Annotated in this window: 16 protein-coding genes; 4 read left to right on the top strand and 12 right to left on the bottom strand. The window is 64.3% G+C overall.

The features are described from left to right. Positions 1-37: 37 nt before the first annotated feature. On the top strand, positions 38-1,069 hold the full coding sequence (locus tag HBF24_RS08775; protein WP_167171943.1) for a LacI family DNA-binding transcriptional regulator: 1,032 nt from the start codon (positions 38-40) through the stop codon (positions 1,067-1,069). Between the two features lie 15 nt (positions 1,070-1,084). Here the strand turns inward: HBF24_RS08775 and HBF24_RS08770 are convergent, their stop codons facing one another. The 4 genes from HBF24_RS08770 to ttcA form a co-directional block, all read right to left on the bottom strand. Next, positions 1,085-1,861, bottom strand: a complete 777-nt coding sequence (locus HBF24_RS08770; RefSeq protein ID WP_167171940.1) for a YgjP-like metallopeptidase domain-containing protein — start codon at positions 1,859-1,861, stop codon at positions 1,085-1,087. Positions 1,862-1,927: 66 nt separating this feature from the next. Further along, on the bottom strand, positions 1,928-2,848 hold the full coding sequence (locus tag HBF24_RS08765) for a recombination-associated protein RdgC (protein ID WP_167171938.1): 921 nt from the start codon (positions 2,846-2,848) through the stop codon (positions 1,928-1,930). A gap of 134 nt (positions 2,849-2,982) precedes the next feature. Then, the gene (locus tag HBF24_RS08760; protein WP_167171935.1) at positions 2,983-4,182 is read right to left on the bottom strand and encodes an amino acid aminotransferase; all 1,200 of its coding nucleotides are present in this window, start codon (positions 4,180-4,182) and stop codon (positions 2,983-2,985) included. Positions 4,183-4,269: 87 nt separating this feature from the next. Then, positions 4,270-5,097, bottom strand: a complete 828-nt coding sequence (gene ttcA / locus HBF24_RS08755; RefSeq protein ID WP_167171932.1) for a tRNA 2-thiocytidine(32) synthetase TtcA — start codon at positions 5,095-5,097, stop codon at positions 4,270-4,272. A 104-nt stretch (positions 5,098-5,201) separates the two neighbouring features. Here ttcA and HBF24_RS08750 point away from each other — a divergent pair, with 104 nt between their 5' ends. Next, complete coding sequence (locus HBF24_RS08750) at positions 5,202-5,405, top strand: YdcH family protein (protein WP_167171929.1); 204 nt, start codon at positions 5,202-5,204, stop codon at positions 5,403-5,405. A 35-nt stretch (positions 5,406-5,440) separates the two neighbouring features. On the opposite strand, the gene HBF24_RS08745 is transcribed toward HBF24_RS08750, so the two are convergent. From HBF24_RS08745 to HBF24_RS08710, 8 genes are all read right to left on the bottom strand, one after another. Continuing rightward, positions 5,441-5,881, bottom strand: a complete 441-nt coding sequence (locus tag HBF24_RS08745) for a DUF4156 domain-containing protein (protein ID WP_167171926.1) — start codon at positions 5,879-5,881, stop codon at positions 5,441-5,443. Between the two features lie 96 nt (positions 5,882-5,977). After that, entirely contained in the window at positions 5,978-6,964 is a 987-nt protein-coding gene (locus HBF24_RS08740; protein WP_240922348.1) for an alpha/beta fold hydrolase, read from the bottom strand. A 193-nt stretch (positions 6,965-7,157) separates the two neighbouring features. After that, a complete protein-coding gene (pip, locus tag HBF24_RS08735; protein WP_167171923.1) occupies positions 7,158-8,108 on the bottom strand; it encodes a prolyl aminopeptidase in 951 nt (316 codons plus the stop codon). Positions 8,109-8,114: 6 nt separating this feature from the next. After that, positions 8,115-9,875, bottom strand: a complete 1,761-nt coding sequence (acpA, locus tag HBF24_RS08730) for an acid phosphatase (RefSeq protein ID WP_167171919.1) — start codon at positions 9,873-9,875, stop codon at positions 8,115-8,117. A gap of 121 nt (positions 9,876-9,996) precedes the next feature. Continuing rightward, positions 9,997-10,755 (bottom strand): bifunctional demethylmenaquinone methyltransferase/2-methoxy-6-polyprenyl-1,4-benzoquinol methylase UbiE, encoded by a 759-nt coding sequence (gene ubiE, locus HBF24_RS08725; RefSeq protein WP_167171916.1) that lies wholly within the window; start codon positions 10,753-10,755, stop codon positions 9,997-9,999. A gap of 49 nt (positions 10,756-10,804) precedes the next feature. After that, on the bottom strand, positions 10,805-13,372 hold the full coding sequence (gene plsB / locus HBF24_RS08720) for a glycerol-3-phosphate 1-O-acyltransferase PlsB (protein WP_206064248.1): 2,568 nt from the start codon (positions 13,370-13,372) through the stop codon (positions 10,805-10,807). Between the two features lie 19 nt (positions 13,373-13,391). Then, positions 13,392-14,375, bottom strand: coding sequence for a hypothetical protein (locus HBF24_RS08715; protein WP_167171913.1), 984 nt, complete (start codon positions 14,373-14,375; stop codon positions 13,392-13,394). 267 nt (positions 14,376-14,642) lie between these two features. Next, positions 14,643-15,554, bottom strand: coding sequence for an HAD family acid phosphatase (locus tag HBF24_RS08710; protein WP_167171910.1), 912 nt, complete (start codon positions 15,552-15,554; stop codon positions 14,643-14,645). Positions 15,555-15,717: 163 nt separating this feature from the next. On the opposite strand from HBF24_RS08710, the gene HBF24_RS08705 reads away from it, so the two are divergent. Both HBF24_RS08705 and HBF24_RS08700 read left to right on the top strand, forming a co-directional pair. After that, a complete protein-coding gene (locus HBF24_RS08705; protein WP_167171907.1) occupies positions 15,718-16,746 on the top strand; it encodes a hypothetical protein in 1,029 nt (342 codons plus the stop codon). 212 nt (positions 16,747-16,958) lie between these two features. After that, positions 16,959-19,859: a TonB-dependent receptor gene (locus HBF24_RS08700; RefSeq protein WP_167171905.1), complete on the top strand. Its 2,901-nt coding sequence runs from the start codon at positions 16,959-16,961 to the stop codon at positions 19,857-19,859. The last annotated feature ends 26 nt before the right edge of the window (positions 19,860-19,885 follow it).

Genomic DNA, 19,885 nt, shown 5'->3' with positions numbered 1-19,885 from the left:
GGGCGCGTGCTTTTCCGAAGGTCACAAGGACCCCGCGTTGCGCACCTCCACCATCAAAGATGTCGCCGAGCGCGCCCAGGTATCGCTCAAGACCGTCTCGCGCGTCATCAACCACGAACCCTCGGTGCACGAGCGCACCCGCGAGCGCGTGCTCAAGGCCATCGAGGAGCTGAACTACCGGCCCGATCTTTCCGCGCGCAGCCTGCGCAGCGCCAAGGCCTATGCGCTGGGACTGGTCTACGACAATCCCAATCCGTACTACATCATCAGCGTGCAGAACGGCGCGCTGTCGGTGTGCCGCGAGATGGGTTTCGGCCTGCAGATCCATCCCTGCGACTCCAATTCGCCGCATCTGGCCAACGAGCTGCGCGACCTGGTACGCCGCTCGCGCCTGGCCGGGCTGGTGCTGGCACCGCCGATGTCCGAGCAGCCGGAACTGATCGAATACCTGGCCGCGGCGAAGATTCCCTTCGTGCGCATCATCTCGGCGGCGGCCGACCCGCAGGACGGCTATCCGTGTGTGTACGTGGACGACCGCGATGCGGCCTACGACATCACCGAACACCTGATCCAGCTCGGTCACCAGCGCATCGGCTTTCTGTGGGGCGGCAAGCAGCATCGCTCCAGCCCCGAACGCTTCAAGGGCTACGAGGAAGCGCTGCACGACTACGGCATCGAACTGGACCCGGAGCTGATTGTCGAGGGCGACTTCTCCTTCGACGATGGCTTTCGCGGTGCGCGCAAACTACTGGCGCTGAAGGACCGGCCCACGGCCATTTTTGGCTCCAACGATGAGATTGCCGCCGGCGTGCTGGCGGCGGCGCGATCGGCCGGCATGGAGGTGCCCTACGAGCTTTCCATTGCCGGCTTCGAGGACAGCCCGTTCTCCAAGCAGTCCTGGCCGGCGCTGACCACCGCACGCCAGGCCACCGAAGACATCGCCCGCGCCGCCACCCGCGCCTTGATCGCGCAGTTGCGCAAAGATGATGACAGCGTGGAGGCCGCGCAGGGATTCTCGCCGGAGCTGGTGGTACGCGGTTCCACCGCACCGCCCAAAACCCGCGGTTGAACGCGGCACACCGGCTCAGTCGGCGACGTCGGCAATCAGCCGGTCGACCTCGGCCTTGAGGGCGCCACCATTGAGGCGCAGCCAGTCTCGCTGGGCCTGGTAGTCGTCCATCAACGCGGCGACCTGCTTCCAGAATTTGGCCGAGTGATTGCGCACCTTGAGGTGACACAACTCGTGCACCAGTACGTAGCGCAGCGCCGCCGGCGGCGCCAGGGCCAGAGCCAGATCCAGGTTGACCCGATCGCGCGTGTCCAGGCTGCCCCACAGGCTTTTCAGCGGCCGGATGCGCACCGAGGTGGGTGCCGCACCCAGTGCCGGGATATACGCCGGCATCCAGCGCCCGACATCCCGCCGGATCTGCGCTTCCAGAAAACTGGCGATCAAGCCGCGCGCCACCGGCAAGGCGCGGGTGTGCGGACGCGGCACGGTCAGTTGAAGCTGGCCGCCGCGCAGCTCGATGCGCGGATAAGGGCCCTCGGCCCAGACCAGGTCCACCCACTCGCCGCGCAGCGGCATCTGCGTGGACGTGCCGACCTTGAGCGCCGGCAGCACACGGGCATCCAACCTTAGCTCTTCGAGCTTGCGCGCCAGCCAGTCGACGTGCTGGCGCACGAAGGCGGTCAGCTGCGCCGGATGGGTGCCCTGCGGATAGGACACGCGCGCGCCCTTGGGCGTCACCGTCAGGCGCATGCGACGCGAGCGCGGGTGCGGTTTTTTCAGCACACGCAGCGTGTCACCGTCCTCGGTGCTCAGCTCAAGGTAACTTTGATCGGTGGCGCGCTCTTGGCTCATGGGCGGACGATGACATCGGGCAACCGGTCGCACAGCGCGACCGGCCAATCCGCCGGGCCGTTACGCTCAGGCGGCGGGACGCGGCAGCCCGAACCACTCTTCGAGCTTGCCGAACAGGCGCTCCAGCTCCAGCGACATCAGCGCCAGGCGGGCATCGATCTCGTCGGCGGCCGAATCGGTCTGGGTGTTCTCCAGCTCGTCGGTCACCACGTCGAAAAAGCGCAGCTTGCGCAGCACCATGTCCTCGCCCAGCACGAATCCCAGACGCTCGTCGAAATTCAGGCCCAGCTGGAACACCTGCTTACCGCCGCGAAGATGCTCCTTGACCTCGTCGCTTTCAAGGTCCTGGCGCCGACAACGCACCACCGCGCCGCTGGCACTGGCCGGATCGCGCAGCTCGCACTCGTCGGCCAGGCTCAGGCCCGCCGGCAGCTCGCCGCTGGTCAGCCACTCGGTCATCAACTGGCGCGGCGCCTGTTCGGGCGCCAGCGGCACCGCCGGAAAACTGCCCAGCGCCTCGCGCACCGCACTGAGCATGTTCTCGGCGCTCTTGCGACTGGAGGTATCGAGCACCAGCCAGCCATTCTTCTTGTCGACGTAGGCCGACTGGCGCGAGGGCCGCGTAAAGGCACGTGGCAACAGCTGCTCGATCAGCTCTTCCTTGATCTTCTTGCGCTCGCGACCGCTGATGCGGCGCCCTTCCTCTTCGGCAATATGCTTGACCTTGCGCGACAGTTCGTCGTTGATCACCGACGATGGCAGCAACTTGTCTTCACCACCGATGGTCAGCAAGGTCGCCTGGGCGACGCTGTGGGTCAGCGGTGCATCGTCCTCGTCGCGGCCCATGGGCGAGATGAAGCCACGGCTGGACATCTCCATCGGACCGCACGGACGCAGGCGGTGTTCGCCCAGCGCCTCTTCCAGGCGCGAAAGATCCTCGGCCACGGACTCGGAAAAACGAAACAGGGTCAGATTGCGGAAGAACATGGCGTCAGTCCGATGCGTTCAAGCGGGTGGCCGGCCATCATAACGGATGCGCCGGCCGCGTCACCCGCGCACGTGGTGCACGGCGAGCGCCGCAACGACACGCAGGCGTCGGCACGGCGGCCAGCACAGTGCGATCAGGCGCTGACGGTGGCGATGGCACGCGCCACGTAGTCGACATTGCCGGTGTTGAGCGCGGCCACGCAGATGCGCCCCGAGCCCACCGCGTAGATACCGAACTCACTGGCCAGTCGCGCCACCTGCTCGGCGCTCAAGCCCGAGTAGGAGAACATGCCGCGCTGGCTCAGGATGAAACTGAAATCCCCCTCGGCACCATGCGCCTTCAGGCCCTCGACCAGCGCCTTGCGCATGTCGCGGATGCGCTGGCGCATCTGGCCCAGCTCGGTTTCCCAGGTTTGCTTCAGTTCGGCCGAGGCCAGCACGTGGGCCACCAGCGCCGCGCCGTGGGTCGGCGGGTTGGAGTAATTGGTGCGGATGATGCGCTTGAGCTGCGACTGCACGCGCACGGCCTCGTCGTGGCTCGCGGTCAGCACCGACAGCGCACCGACGCGCTCGCCGTACAGCGAGAACGACTTGGAGAACGAGCTGGCCACGAACACCGCCAGGCCCGATTCGGCGAACAGGCGCACCGCCTCGGCATCGGCCTCCAGGCCATCGCCGAAGCCCTGATAGGCAATATCCAGGAAGGCAATCAGGCCACGCTCGCGCATCACCTCGATCACCTGGCTCCACTGCGCACTGGAAAGGTCCACGCCGGTCGGATTGTGGCAGCAGGCATGCAGCACCACGATGGTGCCAGCCGCATAGCCACGCAGCGCCTGGAGCATGGCCTCCAGGTCCACGCCATGGCTGGCCGCGTCGTAATAGGGGTAGTTGACCACCTCGAAACCGGCATTTTCGAAAATGCCGCGGTGGTTGGCCCAGCTCGGCGAGCTGATGGCGACCTTGGCATCGCCCTTCATCCACTTCAGGAAATCGGCGCCGACCTTCAGCGCGCCAGTGCCACCCAGCGACTGCGCGGTGACCAGACGGCCCTCGGCAATGGCCGGCGCATTGGCACCAAACAGCAGCTTCTGCACGGCCAGATCGTAGCTGGCGATGCCGTCGATCGGCAGATAGCCACGCGGCAGGGCCGCTTCGATGCGCTCGCGCTCGGCTTCGCGCACGGCGCGCAGCAACGGCACGCGACCGTTTTCGTCGTAGTACACGCCCACGCCCAGATTCACCTTGTCGGCGCGCTTGTCGGCGCCGTAGGCCTCGTTCAGGCCAAGAATCGGATCACGGGGGGCCATTTCGACAGCGGCAAACACGGACATGAGCAACACTCGCGTTGAAGGTGGGGATCGGGGCGGCGGCAAGCGCCTGGCGCGTCGCCTATTGTAAGGCGACGCGCCAGGCGACGCTTATGACGATGCGTTGGCGCGCTCGATGCGCAGCGAGGCAAAGTCGAACAGTGCCGGATCGGCCAGCTGCGACGGCGCCACATGGCCCAAGGCGCGCAAGATATTGTCGATGCGGCCCGGATAGTCGGCTTCCCACCGCTCCATCATCGCCTGCACCTGCTTGCGCTGCAGATTTTCCTGCGAACCGCAAAGATTGCACGGAATGATCGGGAAGTCGCGATCGGTCGCGTACTGGGCAATGTCGTCCTCGGCGCAATAAGCCAGCGGACGGATCACCACATGCTTGCCATTGTCCGAGCGCAGTTTGGGCGGCATTGCCTTCAGCGTGGACTGGAAGAACATGTTCAAAAAGAACGTGGCGACGATGTCGTCGCGATGATGTCCCAGCGCGATCTTGGTGATGCCGTTGGCCTCGGCCCAGGTGTACAGCGAGCCACGACGCAGCCGCGAACACAGGCTGCACATGGTCTTGCCCTCGGGAATCACCCGACTGACCACGCTGTAGGTGTCCTGCTCGATGATATGGAACGGCACCTCAAGGCCACGCAGATACTCGGGCAGAATGTGCTCGGGAAAGCCCGGCTGCTTCTGGTCCAGATTCACCGCGATCAGCTCGAAATCCACCGGCGCGCGGCTTTTCAGCTCAATCAGCATGTCCAGCAGCGTGTACGAATCCTTGCCGCCGGAAAGGCACACCATCACCTTGTCGCCATCCTCGATCATGGCGAAATCGGCAATGGCCTTGCCGGTCTGCTGGCGCAGCTTGCGGGCGAGCTTGTCGACTTCGGCGCGCTCGCGGGGCGCGGCATCGGTGGCAGTGGCGTTCATGAGCATGCAAAAGAGCTTGGGTGGAAAACGCGCTATTGTAACGGTCGACGCGCTGTCATCATCGCAGCGCTACACTTTCCGCATCGCTGCCTTGAACGCCCACCATGCCCCTTGACGATGCCGTCACCGCCCAGCGCCTGGTCGAACTGAAGACCGAGCACCGCGACCTGGACGCGGCCATCGACCGGCTGGTGCACCAAAGCACGGTCGACCAACTGCAGCTGACACGCCTGAAAAAACGCCGCCTGCAGCTCAAGGACACCATCGCCCGGCTGGAAAGCCAGCTGATTCCGGATCTGGACGCCTGAAGCCAAGCCGGCGCCAGGCTCGCCGAGCAGGTCAATCAGCCGCCGTTCTTCTTCACCGGGAAGGTCTGCACGCCACCGGTTTGCGGCGCGCCGTCATCGGCCGCACTGCTGTGATCATTGCTTGTGCCGGCCGGCGCCATGCGATCGGCTTTGCCGGCCGCGCCGCACTTGTAGGCCTGCCAGGATTGCTGGCCATCCACCGGATGGTCAATGGGCTTGACCGTGTCGGCGCCCATGCTGGCCGCCTCGTTGCGCGCCATCACTTCCAGCTCGTCGCTGACCTTGAGGCCATTACGATCGATCGGGCCGACGTGATCCATCACCGAGACGGTCACCTTGCCCAGCTCCTGGCAACCGGACACGTTGCCGTTCCAGGCGGTACGCACCTGACGGCCGGCATCATTGAGCTTGATGCCCCAGGTGCAGCCGGCCAGCAGCACGGGAGCCAGAGCGGTCAGAAGCAGGACTTTGCGCATGGACGGATGTTCCTTTCGGTTGCCGGCCCGCAGGGCCGTTCAGCTGGGCATTGTAAGGCTATTGCGGGGTGTGCCATGAAGCGCTGATGAAGCGGCTCAGTGGGCGACCGCAAAACCCTCGATGATGCGTGCGGTGGCGTCGGGCTTTTCCAGCTCCGGCATGTGGCCGCAATCATTGATGACGGTGGCGCCAATGCTGGTGGCGTGGGTCAGGCCCGAGCGCAAGGTATTGAGCGCCGACACGTCGGTGACCTTGTCCTGCTGGCACCAGATGCCGATCACCGGCATGGTCAGCTTGCCCAATCGCGCATCCAGCGCGTTGTACTGGCCAGGCTGGCGCAGCGCATTGAACACGTTCTGCATGAAGGCGTGACGACGCTGGTTGCGCTTGGCCAGCACGTCGATGAAGCGACCCGGCAACCACGGCGGCTGCTTGAACACCAGGTGCGCCATGCGCGCATAGCCGGCGCGGGTGGTGAAGTCGAACGGGTTGTTACCGGCCTTGGCCGCGCGCGCGAAGGCGTTGGTCTTGCCGCTGAGGCCAAAGCTGTCCATCAACGCCAGACCCGCGACACGCTGCGGATGATCGGCCGCGTACACACCGGCAATGGCGCCGCCCATCGAGTGGCCGACCAGAATGAATGCTGGTAGCTGCAAGGCATCGACAAACCGGCTCAGACGCTGCGCCTGGGCATCAATGTTGTAGCTGGCGCCGGCCTGGCGCGAGGAATCGCCCCAGCCGGGCAGGTCGGGAATGATGACGTGGAAGTTGCGCGTCAGCTGCTTGGCCACCGGCAGCCACACCGTCTTGTCGGCACCGTAGCCATGCAACAACACGATGGTGGGGCCGTCAGCCGCGCCACCCTGGTAATACGACCAGCGCGTCTGGCCCACGCTTAAGGTCTGACTGTCCAGTCCGGCCTGCTCGGCCTGCACCCAGGCATGCAGACGCATCAGCCACTGCGGCGCCAGCAGGTAGCTGCCGCCACCCAGCACCACGATCAGCGCGACCAGCACGCCCAGCATCTTCAGGCGACGAAACAGCAGCTGTTTCCACAGCGGGCGGGTGAGGTGGGAAGGCATCGGCAACTCGCGGGACGGGAACAAAGCCTGCATTGCGACGCCGTGCGGCGTGGAAAGTTCACGCCGATGCGCCCAGGCAGGCGTTCATCTTACGCGCTCAGGCCGGTACTGCGCCCCTGCCGGGCGGCATGCGTGGCGACCAAACCAGCAAAAGCGACATCATGGCGCCCGCCCATTGAAAGCGGGCGTCGCTTCAGTGCAGCTGCTCGGCCAGTCTGTCCATGGTGCGCACCAGCACATCGACGATGGCCGGCTCCGACGCGGCATGGCCGGCGGTGACCATGTGCAGCTCGGCCTCGGGCCAGGCTTGCGCAAGGTCGGCGGCGTTGCGGGCCGGGCAGATCAGGTCGTAGCGCCCGTGCACGATGGTGCCGGGCAGGTGCCGGATGCGATCGATGTTGCGCAGCAGTTGGTCCGACTCAAGGAAGCAATCGTGGCGGAAGAAATGCGCTTCGATGCGTGCCAGGCTGACCGCGACCTGGCGCGAGGTGAAGCTGGCCACGGTGTCCGGGCTTTCCTCCAGCGTCAGCGCGCCGCCTTCCCAGGCGCCCCAGGCACGCGCCGCGGCCAAGCGGGTGGCCTCGTCGTCGCAGGTCAGGCGTTGCCAGTAGGCATCCAGCAGCTGGTCGCGTTCGGCTTCGGGGATGAAACCGGCGTATTGCGCCCAGCGCTGCGGCAGCAACCAGGAGGCGCCGCCCTCCTCGTAGAACCAGCGCACTTCCTGCGGGCGGCCCAGGAAGATGCCGCGCAGCACCAGCGCCAGCACATGCTCGGGATGGGCCTGCGCATAAGCCAGTGCCAGTGTGGAGCCCCACGAGCCACCGAACACCACCCAGCGCTCGACATCCAGCGTACGGCGCAGCCGTTCGATGTCATCGACGATGTGCCAGGTGGAGTTGTCGGCAAGCTCGGCAAACGGCGTCGAGCGGCCGGCGCCGCGCTGGTCGAACAACACGATGCGGTAGCGCGAGGGGTCGAAGAACTGGCGATGATACGGCGCCAGCCCGGCACCCGGTCCGCCATGCAGAAACAGCACCGGCAAGCCATCCGGGTTGCCGCATTCCTCCACGTACAGCTCGTGGATGTCATCCACTTGCAGGCGCCGCGTGGCATACGGCTCGATCGGCGGATACAGCTTGCGCATGGCCATTTACACCTCGCCACCGGCATGAGGATCGAGCGCGGCGGTCAGGTCGCCGGGCGCAAAGCCGCTGGCCGCCTGCATGGCGGTCTCGCGGTCGGCCAGTGCCTTGAGCTTTTCCAGACCGAAGCGGCGCGTGATGAAACGGGCGATGGAACCGGTGTCGTACACGGTGTGGTCGACGTGGCCCTTCTTGGCGAACGGCGAGATCAACAGCGCGGCAATGCGCGTGCCCGGCCCCCAGCGATCGGCCTTGGGCGGCGCCACGTGATCCCACCAGCCACCGTTTTCATCGAAGGTGACCACCACCAGCATGTGCTTGAACTGCGGGCTCTTGCGCAGCACGTCGACGACATGGGCAATGTGCTTGTCGCCGGCTTCGACATCCGAATAGCCGGCGTGCATGTTGAGGTTGCCCTGCGGCTTGTAGAAGGCCACCGGCGGCAGCTTGCCGGCCTGGGCATCGGCGATGAACTTGTTGGTCTGGGCGGTATCGCCCAGACCACCATCGCGCAGATGCTGCTGGCGCGCCGCCGTGCCCGGCGCCAGGCGCTTGTAGTAGTTGAACGGCTGGTGGTGGTACTGGAAATTGGGCCGCTGCGGGAACTGCGCCGGATCGCCGTCACCGTGGCCGTCCACCGCCATCTGCCAGCCACCGGCGTACCAAGCCCAGTCGATGCCCTTGTCGCTGAGCTTGTCGCCGATGGTCTCGTGCGTCTGCGGCGGCAGCGTGTAGGCATCGTTGGGGTCGGCCAGCGCCGGATCGGCCTTGTCGCGAGTGAAGGCCGGCCAGTACGGCGGGCCCATGGTGTTGACGGCCCGGAAGTCCGGCGTCAGCTGGCTGGGCGAGGCGAACTTGGGCTTGCCCTGCAATGCGCTGGCCGGGCTGGACTCGGCCAGCGCCAGATCGGTGCCCTTGGGATCACCATTGACCTTGGCAATGAGATCCGAAGCGGGGCTGTGATCGGCATCCGGATACACCGGCGGCTGCGCCGACACCAGGTACTGATGGTTCAGGAACGAACCACCAAACGCACCCATGAAGAAGTTGTCGCACAGCGTGTACTGGCGCGCCAGCTGCCACAGGCGCAGATTCACGCCCGAATCGGCGTAGTGGCCCATCACCAGCGCCCCCGAATCGCCCCAGGCGACGAAGCCGTCGTTCTTGCCGCCGTTGATCTGCTTCTGGTTCTGATAGAAGGCGTGGATCAGGTCGCGCGTCACCAGGCCGTGCGGCAGCGGTTCGCCCTCGGGCGTTTTCAGCGCGAACGGCGCATTGGTCAGCGTCGGCAGATCATCCTGCTTGATGTGATAGGTGGTGTGGCCCACCGTCTGCGGATGCGGCACCAAGCCGTGCCAGATCGGCGGCAGATGCTTGAGCGTCGAGCCATCGCGGTCTTTCTGCACGTACTGCTCGGGCTTCAAAGCGCTGAGCGGCTTTTCCAGCCCCGGGAAGTCGGCAAACAGATTGTTGAAGCTGCGGTTCTCGGCGTAGATCACCACCACGTTGTGGATGTTCTCGGCCAGCCACTGATCGCTCACCGCCTCGCCCGCCGCCTGCGCCTGCGCGCCACCGGCGGATGTCGATGCGGTCGCGGCGCCGGCCTTGGCGCCCTTCGCGCCGGCGTCACTCTTGCTGGCACAACCGCCCACGGCCAGCGCGGCACCAGCCGCGGCCAGGCCACCCAACAGACGTCGTCGCTCGGGGCTTGCCGGGGTCAGCGACTCGGGCGGAGTGGGCTTGGAATCATCGGAACGCGAGGAACTCATCGGACGGCGACCACTTGCAGCTGAACAAAAAGGCCCGCACCAGGGCGGGCCTTTTCAAGTATGCAACGTGGCGTGCGGCGTCGATAAGCCCCGAAAGGCATGCCTATGGCCGCAGGCTGGCCTAGAACTTGTAGCCGCGATGGATGGCGACGATACCGTTGCTCAGGTTGCGCACATCGGCGCGGTCGAAGCCGGCGTCGAGCATCATCTGGCGCAGCGTTTCCTGATCCGGGTGCTTGCGGATCGACTCGGCCAGGTACTGGTAGCTGTCGGCATCGCCGGCGAACAGACGGCCCAGCCTGGGCAGCACCTTGAACGAATGGAAATCGTACAGCTTGCCGAACAGCTCGCTGTTGACCTTGGAAAACTCCAGCACCAGGGCGCGACCGCCGGGCTTGAGCACGCGATACATATCCGCCAGCGCGCTTTCCTTGTGCGTGACGTTGCGCAGGCCAAAGGCAATGGTCACCGCATCGAAGGTGTTGTCCGGGAACGGCAGCGCCTCGGCATTCATCTGTGACCAGCGCAGTCCGCGCACCAGGCCGCGGTCGGTGAGCCGATCACGGCCGACGCCGAGCATGGCCGCGTTGATGTCGCCGACCACGATCTCGCCATCGGCGCCGACCACCGGCTTGAGCAGCGCGGCAATGTCGCCGGTGCCGCCAGCCAGGTCCAGCACGCGATCGCCCGGGCGCACGCCGCTGATGGCGACGAAATGGCGCTTCCACAGTCGGTGCACGCCAAACGACATCAGGTCGTTCATCAGGTCGTAGTTGCGCGCGACCGAGGTAAACACCCGGCCGACCAGCTTCTGTTTTTCACCCACCGGCACATCACGGAAGCCGAAATGGGTGGTGGAGGCGTGCTCGTTGTCGTTCATGGGCTTGATGATACGCGATGCGTGCAGGCTTGGCGTCAAGGCGCGCCGATCAGGCCGCAGCCTGGCTGGCCGCGTCCTTGTCGTCGGGCGCAGCGGTGATCTTGAGGATGGAATGGCGCACCTCGCGCGAGAGGATCACGCGCGCGTCCTTGACCACTTCGCCCAGCACCGGGTCGAACTCCAGCGTACCGGCCTCGTTGGTCCACACCAGCTTGCGCTCGCGCAGACGCTGGATGAAGCCGCGGAACAGCGCCTTGTCGAAAAATTCCGGCGCGCTCAGCTCGTGCACCAGACTCAGCCGCTGCGCGGTGGTGGTGCAGGTGCTTTCCAGCGCGCCGGCCGACAGCGTGCCCTGGCCGCTTTTGACCAGCGCGGCGATGGCGATGTAGTAGCGCTCGTAGGCCTGCATCAGGCTGCGCGCCAGCGTCTTGAGCTGGAACGCGCCATCGTCCTGGCCCGGCCCGCGCTCCAGCAGGCGGCCCTCGCCCTGCGATTCGAGCAAGCCACGGCCAACGAAGAAGTCGACCACGCCCTGCAGGCGCTCGGCAAAGCCTTCCTCGTCCCAGCGCAGAAACAGCTCGCCGCGGATGAACGGATAAATGATGCGGCCCAGGCGTAGCACCGAGGCGCGCGACATGCGCCGGTTGTTGAGGAAACACGCGGCAACCCAGGCGGCATCGGCAATCAGGTGCAGCACGTTGTTGCGGAAGTACGAAAGCAGCACCGCCTGCTCGTCCTCGGCGCGCAGCACATCACCCAAGGCGTGGCTGACGCGTCCGATCCAGCCCATCTTCTCGCCATAGGCGATGATCTCGGCCGGCGTCTGCGCGGTGACCGTGACGCGGTCGGAATAGGGCAGCTCGACCAGCAACGCCTTGGTCAGCTCCAGCTGCGCCAGCAGGTCGGCCTCGGCCATGGCGTGCTTGGGTGTGGACAGCAGCACCAGCGCCAGCAGGTTGATGGGGTTCACATCGGCGGTGGCGTTGATGTTGACCTGGATGCGTTCGGCCAGCCGGTCGACCAGCGGGTTCATCCATTCCGGCTTGGCGTCCGGATCGGCCGCGGCCTGGCGCCAGTCGGCGCTGGCCTGCTCCAGCATCGGCGTCAGTTCGATCGGCTCGCCAAAGCTCAAGGCGACATGGCCGTAGCGTTGGCGCAGCACCTTGGTCGCGCGCAGCAGGCCCAATAGCGATTCCTTTTCCTTGGGCTTGCCGGACAGCTCGCCGATGTAGCTTTTGCCTTCCATCAGCTTTTCGTAGCCGATGTAGACCGGCTGGAACAGCACCGGCCGGCGTGGCGCCCGCAGAAAGGCGCGGATGGTCATGGCCAGCATGCCGGCACGTGGTGCCAGCAGGCGCCCGGTACGCGAACGGCCGCCTTCGATGAAGTATTCCAGCGGCACGCCACGATCGACCAGCTGCGCCAGGTATTCGTTGAACACCACCGAATACAGCGCATTGCCACGGAAGCTGCGACGCAGGAAGAAGGCGCCGCCGCGACGCAGAATCGGTCCGATCACCGGCAGATTGAGGTTCACGCCGGCGGCAATATGCGGCACCACCACGCCGGACGAATGCAGCTGGTAGCTCATCAGCAGGTAGTCGGCGTGGCTACGGTGGCAGGGCACGTAGATCACTTCGTGGCCGGGCGCAGCGGCACGGGCCTTGTCAAAGTGATGCATGGCGATGCCGTCGTACAGCTTGTTCCAGAACCACGACAGCAGGAACGAGGCCGAACGCACCACCGGGTGCGAATAGTCGGCGGCCACTTCCATCGCGAAGCCCTGCGCGCGACGCCAGGCCTTGGCCTCGGAAATCTTCTCCTTGGAGGCGGTGGCGGCAATCGCCTCGCGCACCGGTTCGGCGTTCAACACGCTGTCGACCACGGTGCGCCGGTGCGAGAGATCCGGCCCGATAACGGCGGCACGGATGCGGCGAAAGTGCGTGCGCAGCACGCGCGCAATCTTGCGGCCCAGGCGTTCGGTGCTCTCGCCGCCGCGTTCGGCCAGCACCTGACGCAGGCTCACCGGCTCGGAAAAATGCACGATGGTGGCGCGGCCGTTGAGCAGCAATGCCAGCAGACGCCGGAAACGGCCCACCATGACCCAGTTCTCGGAGAACAGCACGCGGAACCAGCCGGTATCACGCGACGGCGCGCGGCCGACATAGATCGACACCGGCACCAGCTGCACATCGGCCTCGGGCTGGCGCTCCAGCGCATCCAGGATCTGCGTCAGCGTATCCGGCGCACGCTTGCGGGCGCGGCCAAACACCACGCCATCGCGCCGGGTCAGCGCAAACATGGAACGGCGCCGGCGCAGGTTCAGCCCATCGATCGGCTGCAACGGACTGGGCAGACCGGCTTCGCGGCAGGCGCGATCCAGAATCAGCGCATCGGACAGGCCATTGCGCTCGATCACGTAGCACACCGGCACATCCGGCTTGAACAATGCGCCCGGCTCCACCGGGTCACGCTTGATGCGCACCCACGGCTCCAGCAGGCGCCCAAGCAGGCCCACCGCGCGCCCGGGTCGCGGCTGCGGCAAACCCTCGGCGCTGGCAGTGGCAAAGGTCATGGTGTTGATTGTAGCGGCAGAACCGCGCGAAGCCTTGCTCATGGGAGGCGCTCGGTCCCTGTCAGTGCGTGCTGGCGGCCACTGCCGGCTTGCTGGAACCGGGCGTGGAGGCAGCCGGCGGCGCCGACTGGTCAACCACTTCGGCAGCCGTGCTGGCCGCACTGGCGGCCGCGGTCTGCTTGGCATGCTCACGGCGCCAGTTGTTGAGCACGTCCTGGTCGTACCAGTGGCCATCCAGTTCGATCATGGTCAGCTGTGTGCTCATCGGCTTGTCCAGCACCTGATAGTCCACCCGCACGTGAGCGACGTGGCCATCGTTGTCGACGGTCTTGGCCTTTACCGAATCGAGCGCCTTGTCGATGGAAAGGCCGTAGATGGCCAGCAGCTGCTTGGCGCCACCCCAGATCTGGCCGTACTTGGCCATGGCCTGGTCGTAATTGAGCGCGTAGGCCTGCTTGAAGGTCTTGATATCCACCTGGCGCGCGGTATCGACCACCACGCCCACGGCCTGCTTGGCCTTGGCCTGATCGCCCCAGGGTGCGTTCTTGGCCCAGCCGCCCAGCGCGGCGATCACGTCCTTGGCCTGCTTTTTCTGCGTCAGGGTGAGTGTCTTGCTGTTGTCCAGCTGGGTGTCGACCACGGTCTGTCCGATACCCACCATCATCGGCAACTGCGCCTTGTACTTGCTGTTGTAGGCGGCCACGCGCGGCTTCAGATCCTGATACAGCTTGGCCTTGGCGCCCGGCTCGGTCAGGTTGTGCATCTGCTCGGCAAAGCGCTGGCGCTGGGCCGGGGTGATCTTGTCCGGATTGCCGCGATGCGCGCTCCAGTCGGCGCGCATGGTCTTGTAGTCGGCCGGCGGCAGCAGGTTTTGCATCAGCGCATCGAAATGGCCGGCTTTCAGCTGCGACACCGAGGTCATCACCGCCGCCTTGGGCGAGGCGTTGTCCGGCGCCTGCTGCGCGTTGTCGTCGTGGGAGCAGCCGGTCGCCAGCAGCACGCCGGCAGTGACGGCGACCGAGGCGATAAGTCGAGGCTTACGCATGACGGCGTCCTTGTTAGACCAAAGGGGTAGGACCGCGCAGGTTAGAGAGCGCGTGGGCCGCGGGCAAGTGCGTGTCGGCCCGGCACACCAAGCAAAAGAAAGCCCCGCCAGCGCCGCAGGCGCCCGGACGGGGCAATCCGGTCTAGCCGGAAGGGAAATGGTCAGCCAGCGCTTTGCAGCACCAAACTGACGCTGCAAAGCATAGTTGCGCTTCAAACTTAAAGCAATACTTTAAGTTTGAATTGGCAAATCCCTGTCCGTGCTGAATTAATTGTAATGCAGCTTGTCCAGCATCATCTGACGGCGCACCTTGCGCGGCTGCGCCCAGTCGTTGTTGAACAACGCCGGCTGCCACGAACCATACGTCACATTGGGCAGCACAAACCAGCGCTGGCCAATCCAATCGAGGTACGGCTTGACCGCACGGCGGGTACCGGCCGGCGAATTGTCGTACACGGTCATGAAGTCGCCCAGCTGGTCGCCAAACTGCATCAGCACGCGATATTTGCGCGCAATCAGCTGACGGCGGCAGGTTTTCTGCGTGCCGATCTGCTCGCAGCCCTTCACATAGGTGCCAAGGCCCAGGAACGCCTGCGGCCCGGATACCGGAAAGCCGGCCTTGCGCAGGTTGGCCAGGGTGTAGGTATCCAGATCCTTGGCGCGGTTGGTGATGTAGATCACCGCGATGCCGTGCTTGGCGGCAAACTGCGTGAACGCGACCGCACCAGGCAGCGCCTTGGCCTTTTCTTCCTTCACCCAGGCCGCCCACGACGCTTCGTTGTATTCCTTGTGCGCACGCACCAGGCGCGCCTGATAGGGCGAGTTGTCCAGCACGGTCTCGTCCACATCCAGCACCACCGCCGGCTTCAGACCCTTGAGCTTGTTCTGGCGCTCCGAATGCTCCAGTGCATCCCAGCCCGGCGTACGCAGTGCCTTGAGCAGCTTCTCCCGGGCGTTGCGATACACCTCGCGATAGACCAGGTCGTGCTCGACCGCCGTCTGCGCCCAGGCCACAGCGTTCAGGCCGTCATCGGCCTTCGGACCCTGGTCGGCGGCGGGCCGGACTGCCGGCGCGGGAGCCGCAGGGGTGGCAACCGGAGCCGGCGTCGGCTTGGTCGGACTGGCACAGCCGGCCAGCGCCAAAACGGCCGCTAGCGGCCAACAATAGCGATAGATCATCAGGAACCCTCGAAACATCACGATGACGGCATCGGCCGCCCAGCTTCGGTGAAGTCTACTTCAGCACCGTGACAGTCGCGCGCAACAGTGGCGCGCCACGCGCCGAACCTGACAGACTGGCTCCCCTTGCCCCGCATTTCACGGCCAGAACGGACCGCCACCCATGACCGCCCGCCCCGCGCTTTCCCAACGCACGCTCGTTGTCGCCAGCTTCTGTGCCATGGCGCTGGGACTGGCCGCCACGCTGCTGCTGCACCTGCTCTCGGCGTTGCTGGCCGGGCTGCTGGTGTATGAGCTGGTCAGCACGCTGACGCCAGTGCTTGCCCGACGCATCACCAAGAATCGCGAGCGCGCGCGCTGGCTGGTGGTGACGGCACTCACCGTGGTCGTGGTCGGCCTGCTGGTAGCGCTGATTTTCGGTGTGATGGCGATGGTGCGCTCGGAGCTGGGCAACCCGCAGGATCTGTGGAAACACCAGCTGATGCCGCTGATCGACAAGGCGCGTCAGCAACTGCCGTCGTGGATCGTCGACCACCTGCCTTCCAGTGTGGATGACCTGCGCGTGTCGGCCATGGACTGGCTGCGCCAGCACGCCGGTACGCTGCAGCTGGCCGGCGCCGAGGCGGCGCGGCTGCTGGCGCACGTTCTGATCGGCCTGGTACTGGGCGCCATCGTCGCGCTCAGCCACATGCGCCCGCGGGAAGAACAGGGCCCGCTGGCCGCCGAACTGAGCCTGCGCTGCGCTCGTCTGGCGCACGCCTTCCATGACATCGTCTTCGCGCAGGTGAAGATCTCGCTGATCAACACCGTGCTCACAGCCATCTTCCTGCTGGGCGCGCTGCCGCTGTTCGGCGTGCATCTGCCTCTGGCCAAAACGCTGGTAGTGGCCACCTTCATCGTCGGCCTGCTGCCGGTGGTCGGCAACCTGATTTCCAACACCGCCATCTTCATCGTCGCGCTGTCGGTGTCACTGTGGGATGCCATGGCCGCGCTGGGCTTCCTGATTGCCGTGCACAAGCTGGAATACTTCCTCAACGCACGCATCGTCGGCACCCAGATCCGCGCCCGCGCCTGGGAGCTGCTGATCGCCATGCTGGTGATGGAAGCGGCCTTCGGTCTGCCCGGCCTGGTCGCCGCGCCGATTTTCTACGCCTATCTCAAGAGCGAGCTGGAGGCGGCACGTTTAGTGTGACGGCGCTCACAAAGCGCGAACTTACGATAACGCAAGAATGCGACGAAATATTTCTCGATTCCCTCTGGCATACACCGTTCGCGCGGTGTATGTTCAAGATGCGTTAACCAGTCTGGGGAGACTGGTAGGCAACGCTCAACTTATGGAGATGACCTGATCCAAGGAGCCTTTACGCCCCCTTGGCAGGACCATGATTCTTTGGGGGAATCAACATGTCGAAAGCACCCTTGGCCGCAGCCATCCTGGCTGCGCTTGTCGCTGGCTTTAGCTATCCGGCTCACGCCGCGACCGGTCCGCGGGATTCGCAAGAAACCGACACGCAGACCACCCAGGACAGCACGAAAGACAACACCGGGAAGGCCGACGAAAAGAAGGCGACCAACGTAAAGGCGGTTTCGGTGACCGGCTCATTGCTGCGCCACCCCGAGTACCAGACCACCGCGCCGATCCAGACCATTGATATCGAGGCCGACATGGCCGCCGGCCAATTCAGCACGGCCGATATGCTGCAGTCGACCGCCGTAGCCGCGGGCGCCACGCAGATCAACAATCAGTTCAGTGGCTACATCGTGGGCGGCGGTACCGGCATCCAGACCATCGACCTGCGCGGTCTGGGTTCCAACCGCTCCCTGGTGCTGCTTGATGGCCAGCGTCCGGGCCCGGCGGGTACCCAAGGACAGACTGGAGCAGGCTTTGACCTTAACGTGGTGCCACAAGTCATTCTTGGCCGCGTCGAGATCGTCAAGGACGGCTCTTCCTCAATCTACGGCTCCGATGCCGTGGCCGGTGTGGTCAACCTGATTACCAAGAAGAAGATGGACAAACTGGAGTTCAGTTCGTCGATCACCTTCCCCCAGCATGGTGGCGGCAAGCAGGTAACCGCCTCGCTGGGCAGCGGCTGGAATTTCGACTCAGGCAACATCGTGGTGGCTGCGCAATTCCAGGAACAGTTCCCCATTGCCCAACGCGACCGTGACTTCTTCAGCTGCCCCAAGGATCGGGTCTGGGGAACCGATGGACAACGCATCGACCGCAAGGACATGTCAATCCTGCAAGGCACGTCGCTGGCCGGCTGCAACAACCTGTATGCAAACTCGATCATCAATTACTTCAACTCGCGGATCCGCTACGTGCCGTCCAAGGATGGCAGTACGGTGGGCCCCTTCCCGGGATACCATCCGCGCCCGTACCCCACACCTACCTACGCGGACGGCAATCCCAACGGCGCCTATTACGAGGATGTGCTGAACTATCCCTTCGTCGGCGACACCTGGTTCACCAACCGCAATCGCAATTCCAGCGTCTACGCCAGCTCACATTTCCTGTTCAACGACATCGGCTGGACCAACCAGTTCCTGTTCAATCGGCGCGTGACAGATACACGCGGCTTTCGTCAGTTTTTCCCGGTGGTCTACAACCCTGCTGACGACAACTACTATGAGCCGATCTTGCCCTTCCCATCCAACAGCCATGAAGTGGTCAACTACTACTACCTGCGCACCGAGCTGGATGGTGCCTTCGGCGAGAGCAGTTGGTCCTGGACGGTCAACGCCACCCATAGCCGCTCGGACGGTACCTACTCTCACATTGGTATCGACGCTCGCGTCAGTGGTGACCTTACCTATGACGTAAATACACTCGACCAGCCTCTGCTCGACTATTTCTCGCCCGGGCTGCTGAGCGGGCAGGACATGAATCAGCTGGTTGATGCAGTGGGACTTCATTCCAAGGGACGTACCACCTACGACCAAAGCACCGTCAATGCTGTGCTCAATGGCAACCTGTTCGCGTTGCCCGCTGGCGACGTGGCGGCGGCCTTCGGTGTCGAATATCGTCATACTAAGATCGATGATGAGCCATCCCAGGCATCAATCAACGGCTGGGAATGGGCTTATACCTCAGCCCAGCCAACCAAGGGCTCGGACCACGTTACCGAAATGTTCGGCGAGATCGGCATTCCGCTGCTGGCCGATGTCACCGGCTTCAAATCGCTGTCGGTGGATCTCTCCGGGCGTGAATTCAAATATGCCAGTGTGGGCAATTCAGACAAAGTCTGGAAATACGGTCTGAACTGGTCGATCAACGACAATTGGCGCCTTCGCGGCAGCATCGGAACCTCCTACCGCGCTCCGGCGCTTTATGAGCTGTACCTCGGCAATCAGAGCGGCTTCCTTGGCCAGATCTCGATTGATCCCTGTATCAACTGGAATGAGAGCACAAACGACTTCATACGCGCCAACTGCGGCGCCGCTGGCATTCCTGGAGACTACGGCGGAAATGGCTCGTCGGCTGTCGTCTACCAAGGCGGCGGCAAGGGCTTCCTGAAGCCGGAGACTTCTCGTGCCAAGTCGCTGGGTGTGGTCTGGACGCCCAGCGACAACTTTAACGTTGCCGTCGATTATTTCGATTACCACATTGAGGGCGAGATCGACACCCTGAATGCCTCGGATATCCTCTACGGCTGTTACGGTCGCCCAGTCTATCCCAATGCTTTCTGCGACCTTTTTCAACGCAATTCTCCGGACGCAGCGGCTGATCCAAACCGCATTACCGAGGTCCATGCCACCTACATCAACATCAACAGCGAGCGTGCTCGTGGCTATGATCTGCAGGCGAATTTCAACAAGGCCTACTCCTTCGGCGAAATCATCGCCGATGCTCAGGTGACCTATACGATTGAAGACAGCCAGCAGTTGTTTGACTCGTCCGAGGCCAGTGGCTTTTCTGCCACCAACTTCGTTGGATATATCGGTCGTCCCAAAACAGTGGGCCTGGCCAATATCCGCTTGAAGCGGGGCAACTGGACCTACGCCTGGCAGGGCAACTACGTGAGCAGTACCGAGAATCGGGACCTCGATACTACATTCACCTACAACGGTTACGAGAACGCGACCCGCGATATCAAGGCCAAGTGGCAGTTCCGGCACAATGTGTCGGTCAGCTACAACGCCGATAAGTGGGGCCTGATGGTGGGCGTGAAGAACCTGTTCGACAAGGCGCCGGATACCATTTCTTCCGGCGTCGACTCCCGACGCGGCAATGTGCCGCTCAATGCCTCCCAGTACGACTGGTACGGTCGCTCGCTCTTCGCTCGCTTCAACTACAAGCTCTGAAGAAGTCGTTGCTCAACATAGAGCCT

The sequence above is a fragment of the Oleiagrimonas sp. C23AA genome (assembly GCF_011759385.1).
GTDB lineage: Bacteria > Pseudomonadota > Gammaproteobacteria > Xanthomonadales > Rhodanobacteraceae > Oleiagrimonas.
This window is presented reverse-complemented; position numbering and strand designations above follow the sequence as displayed.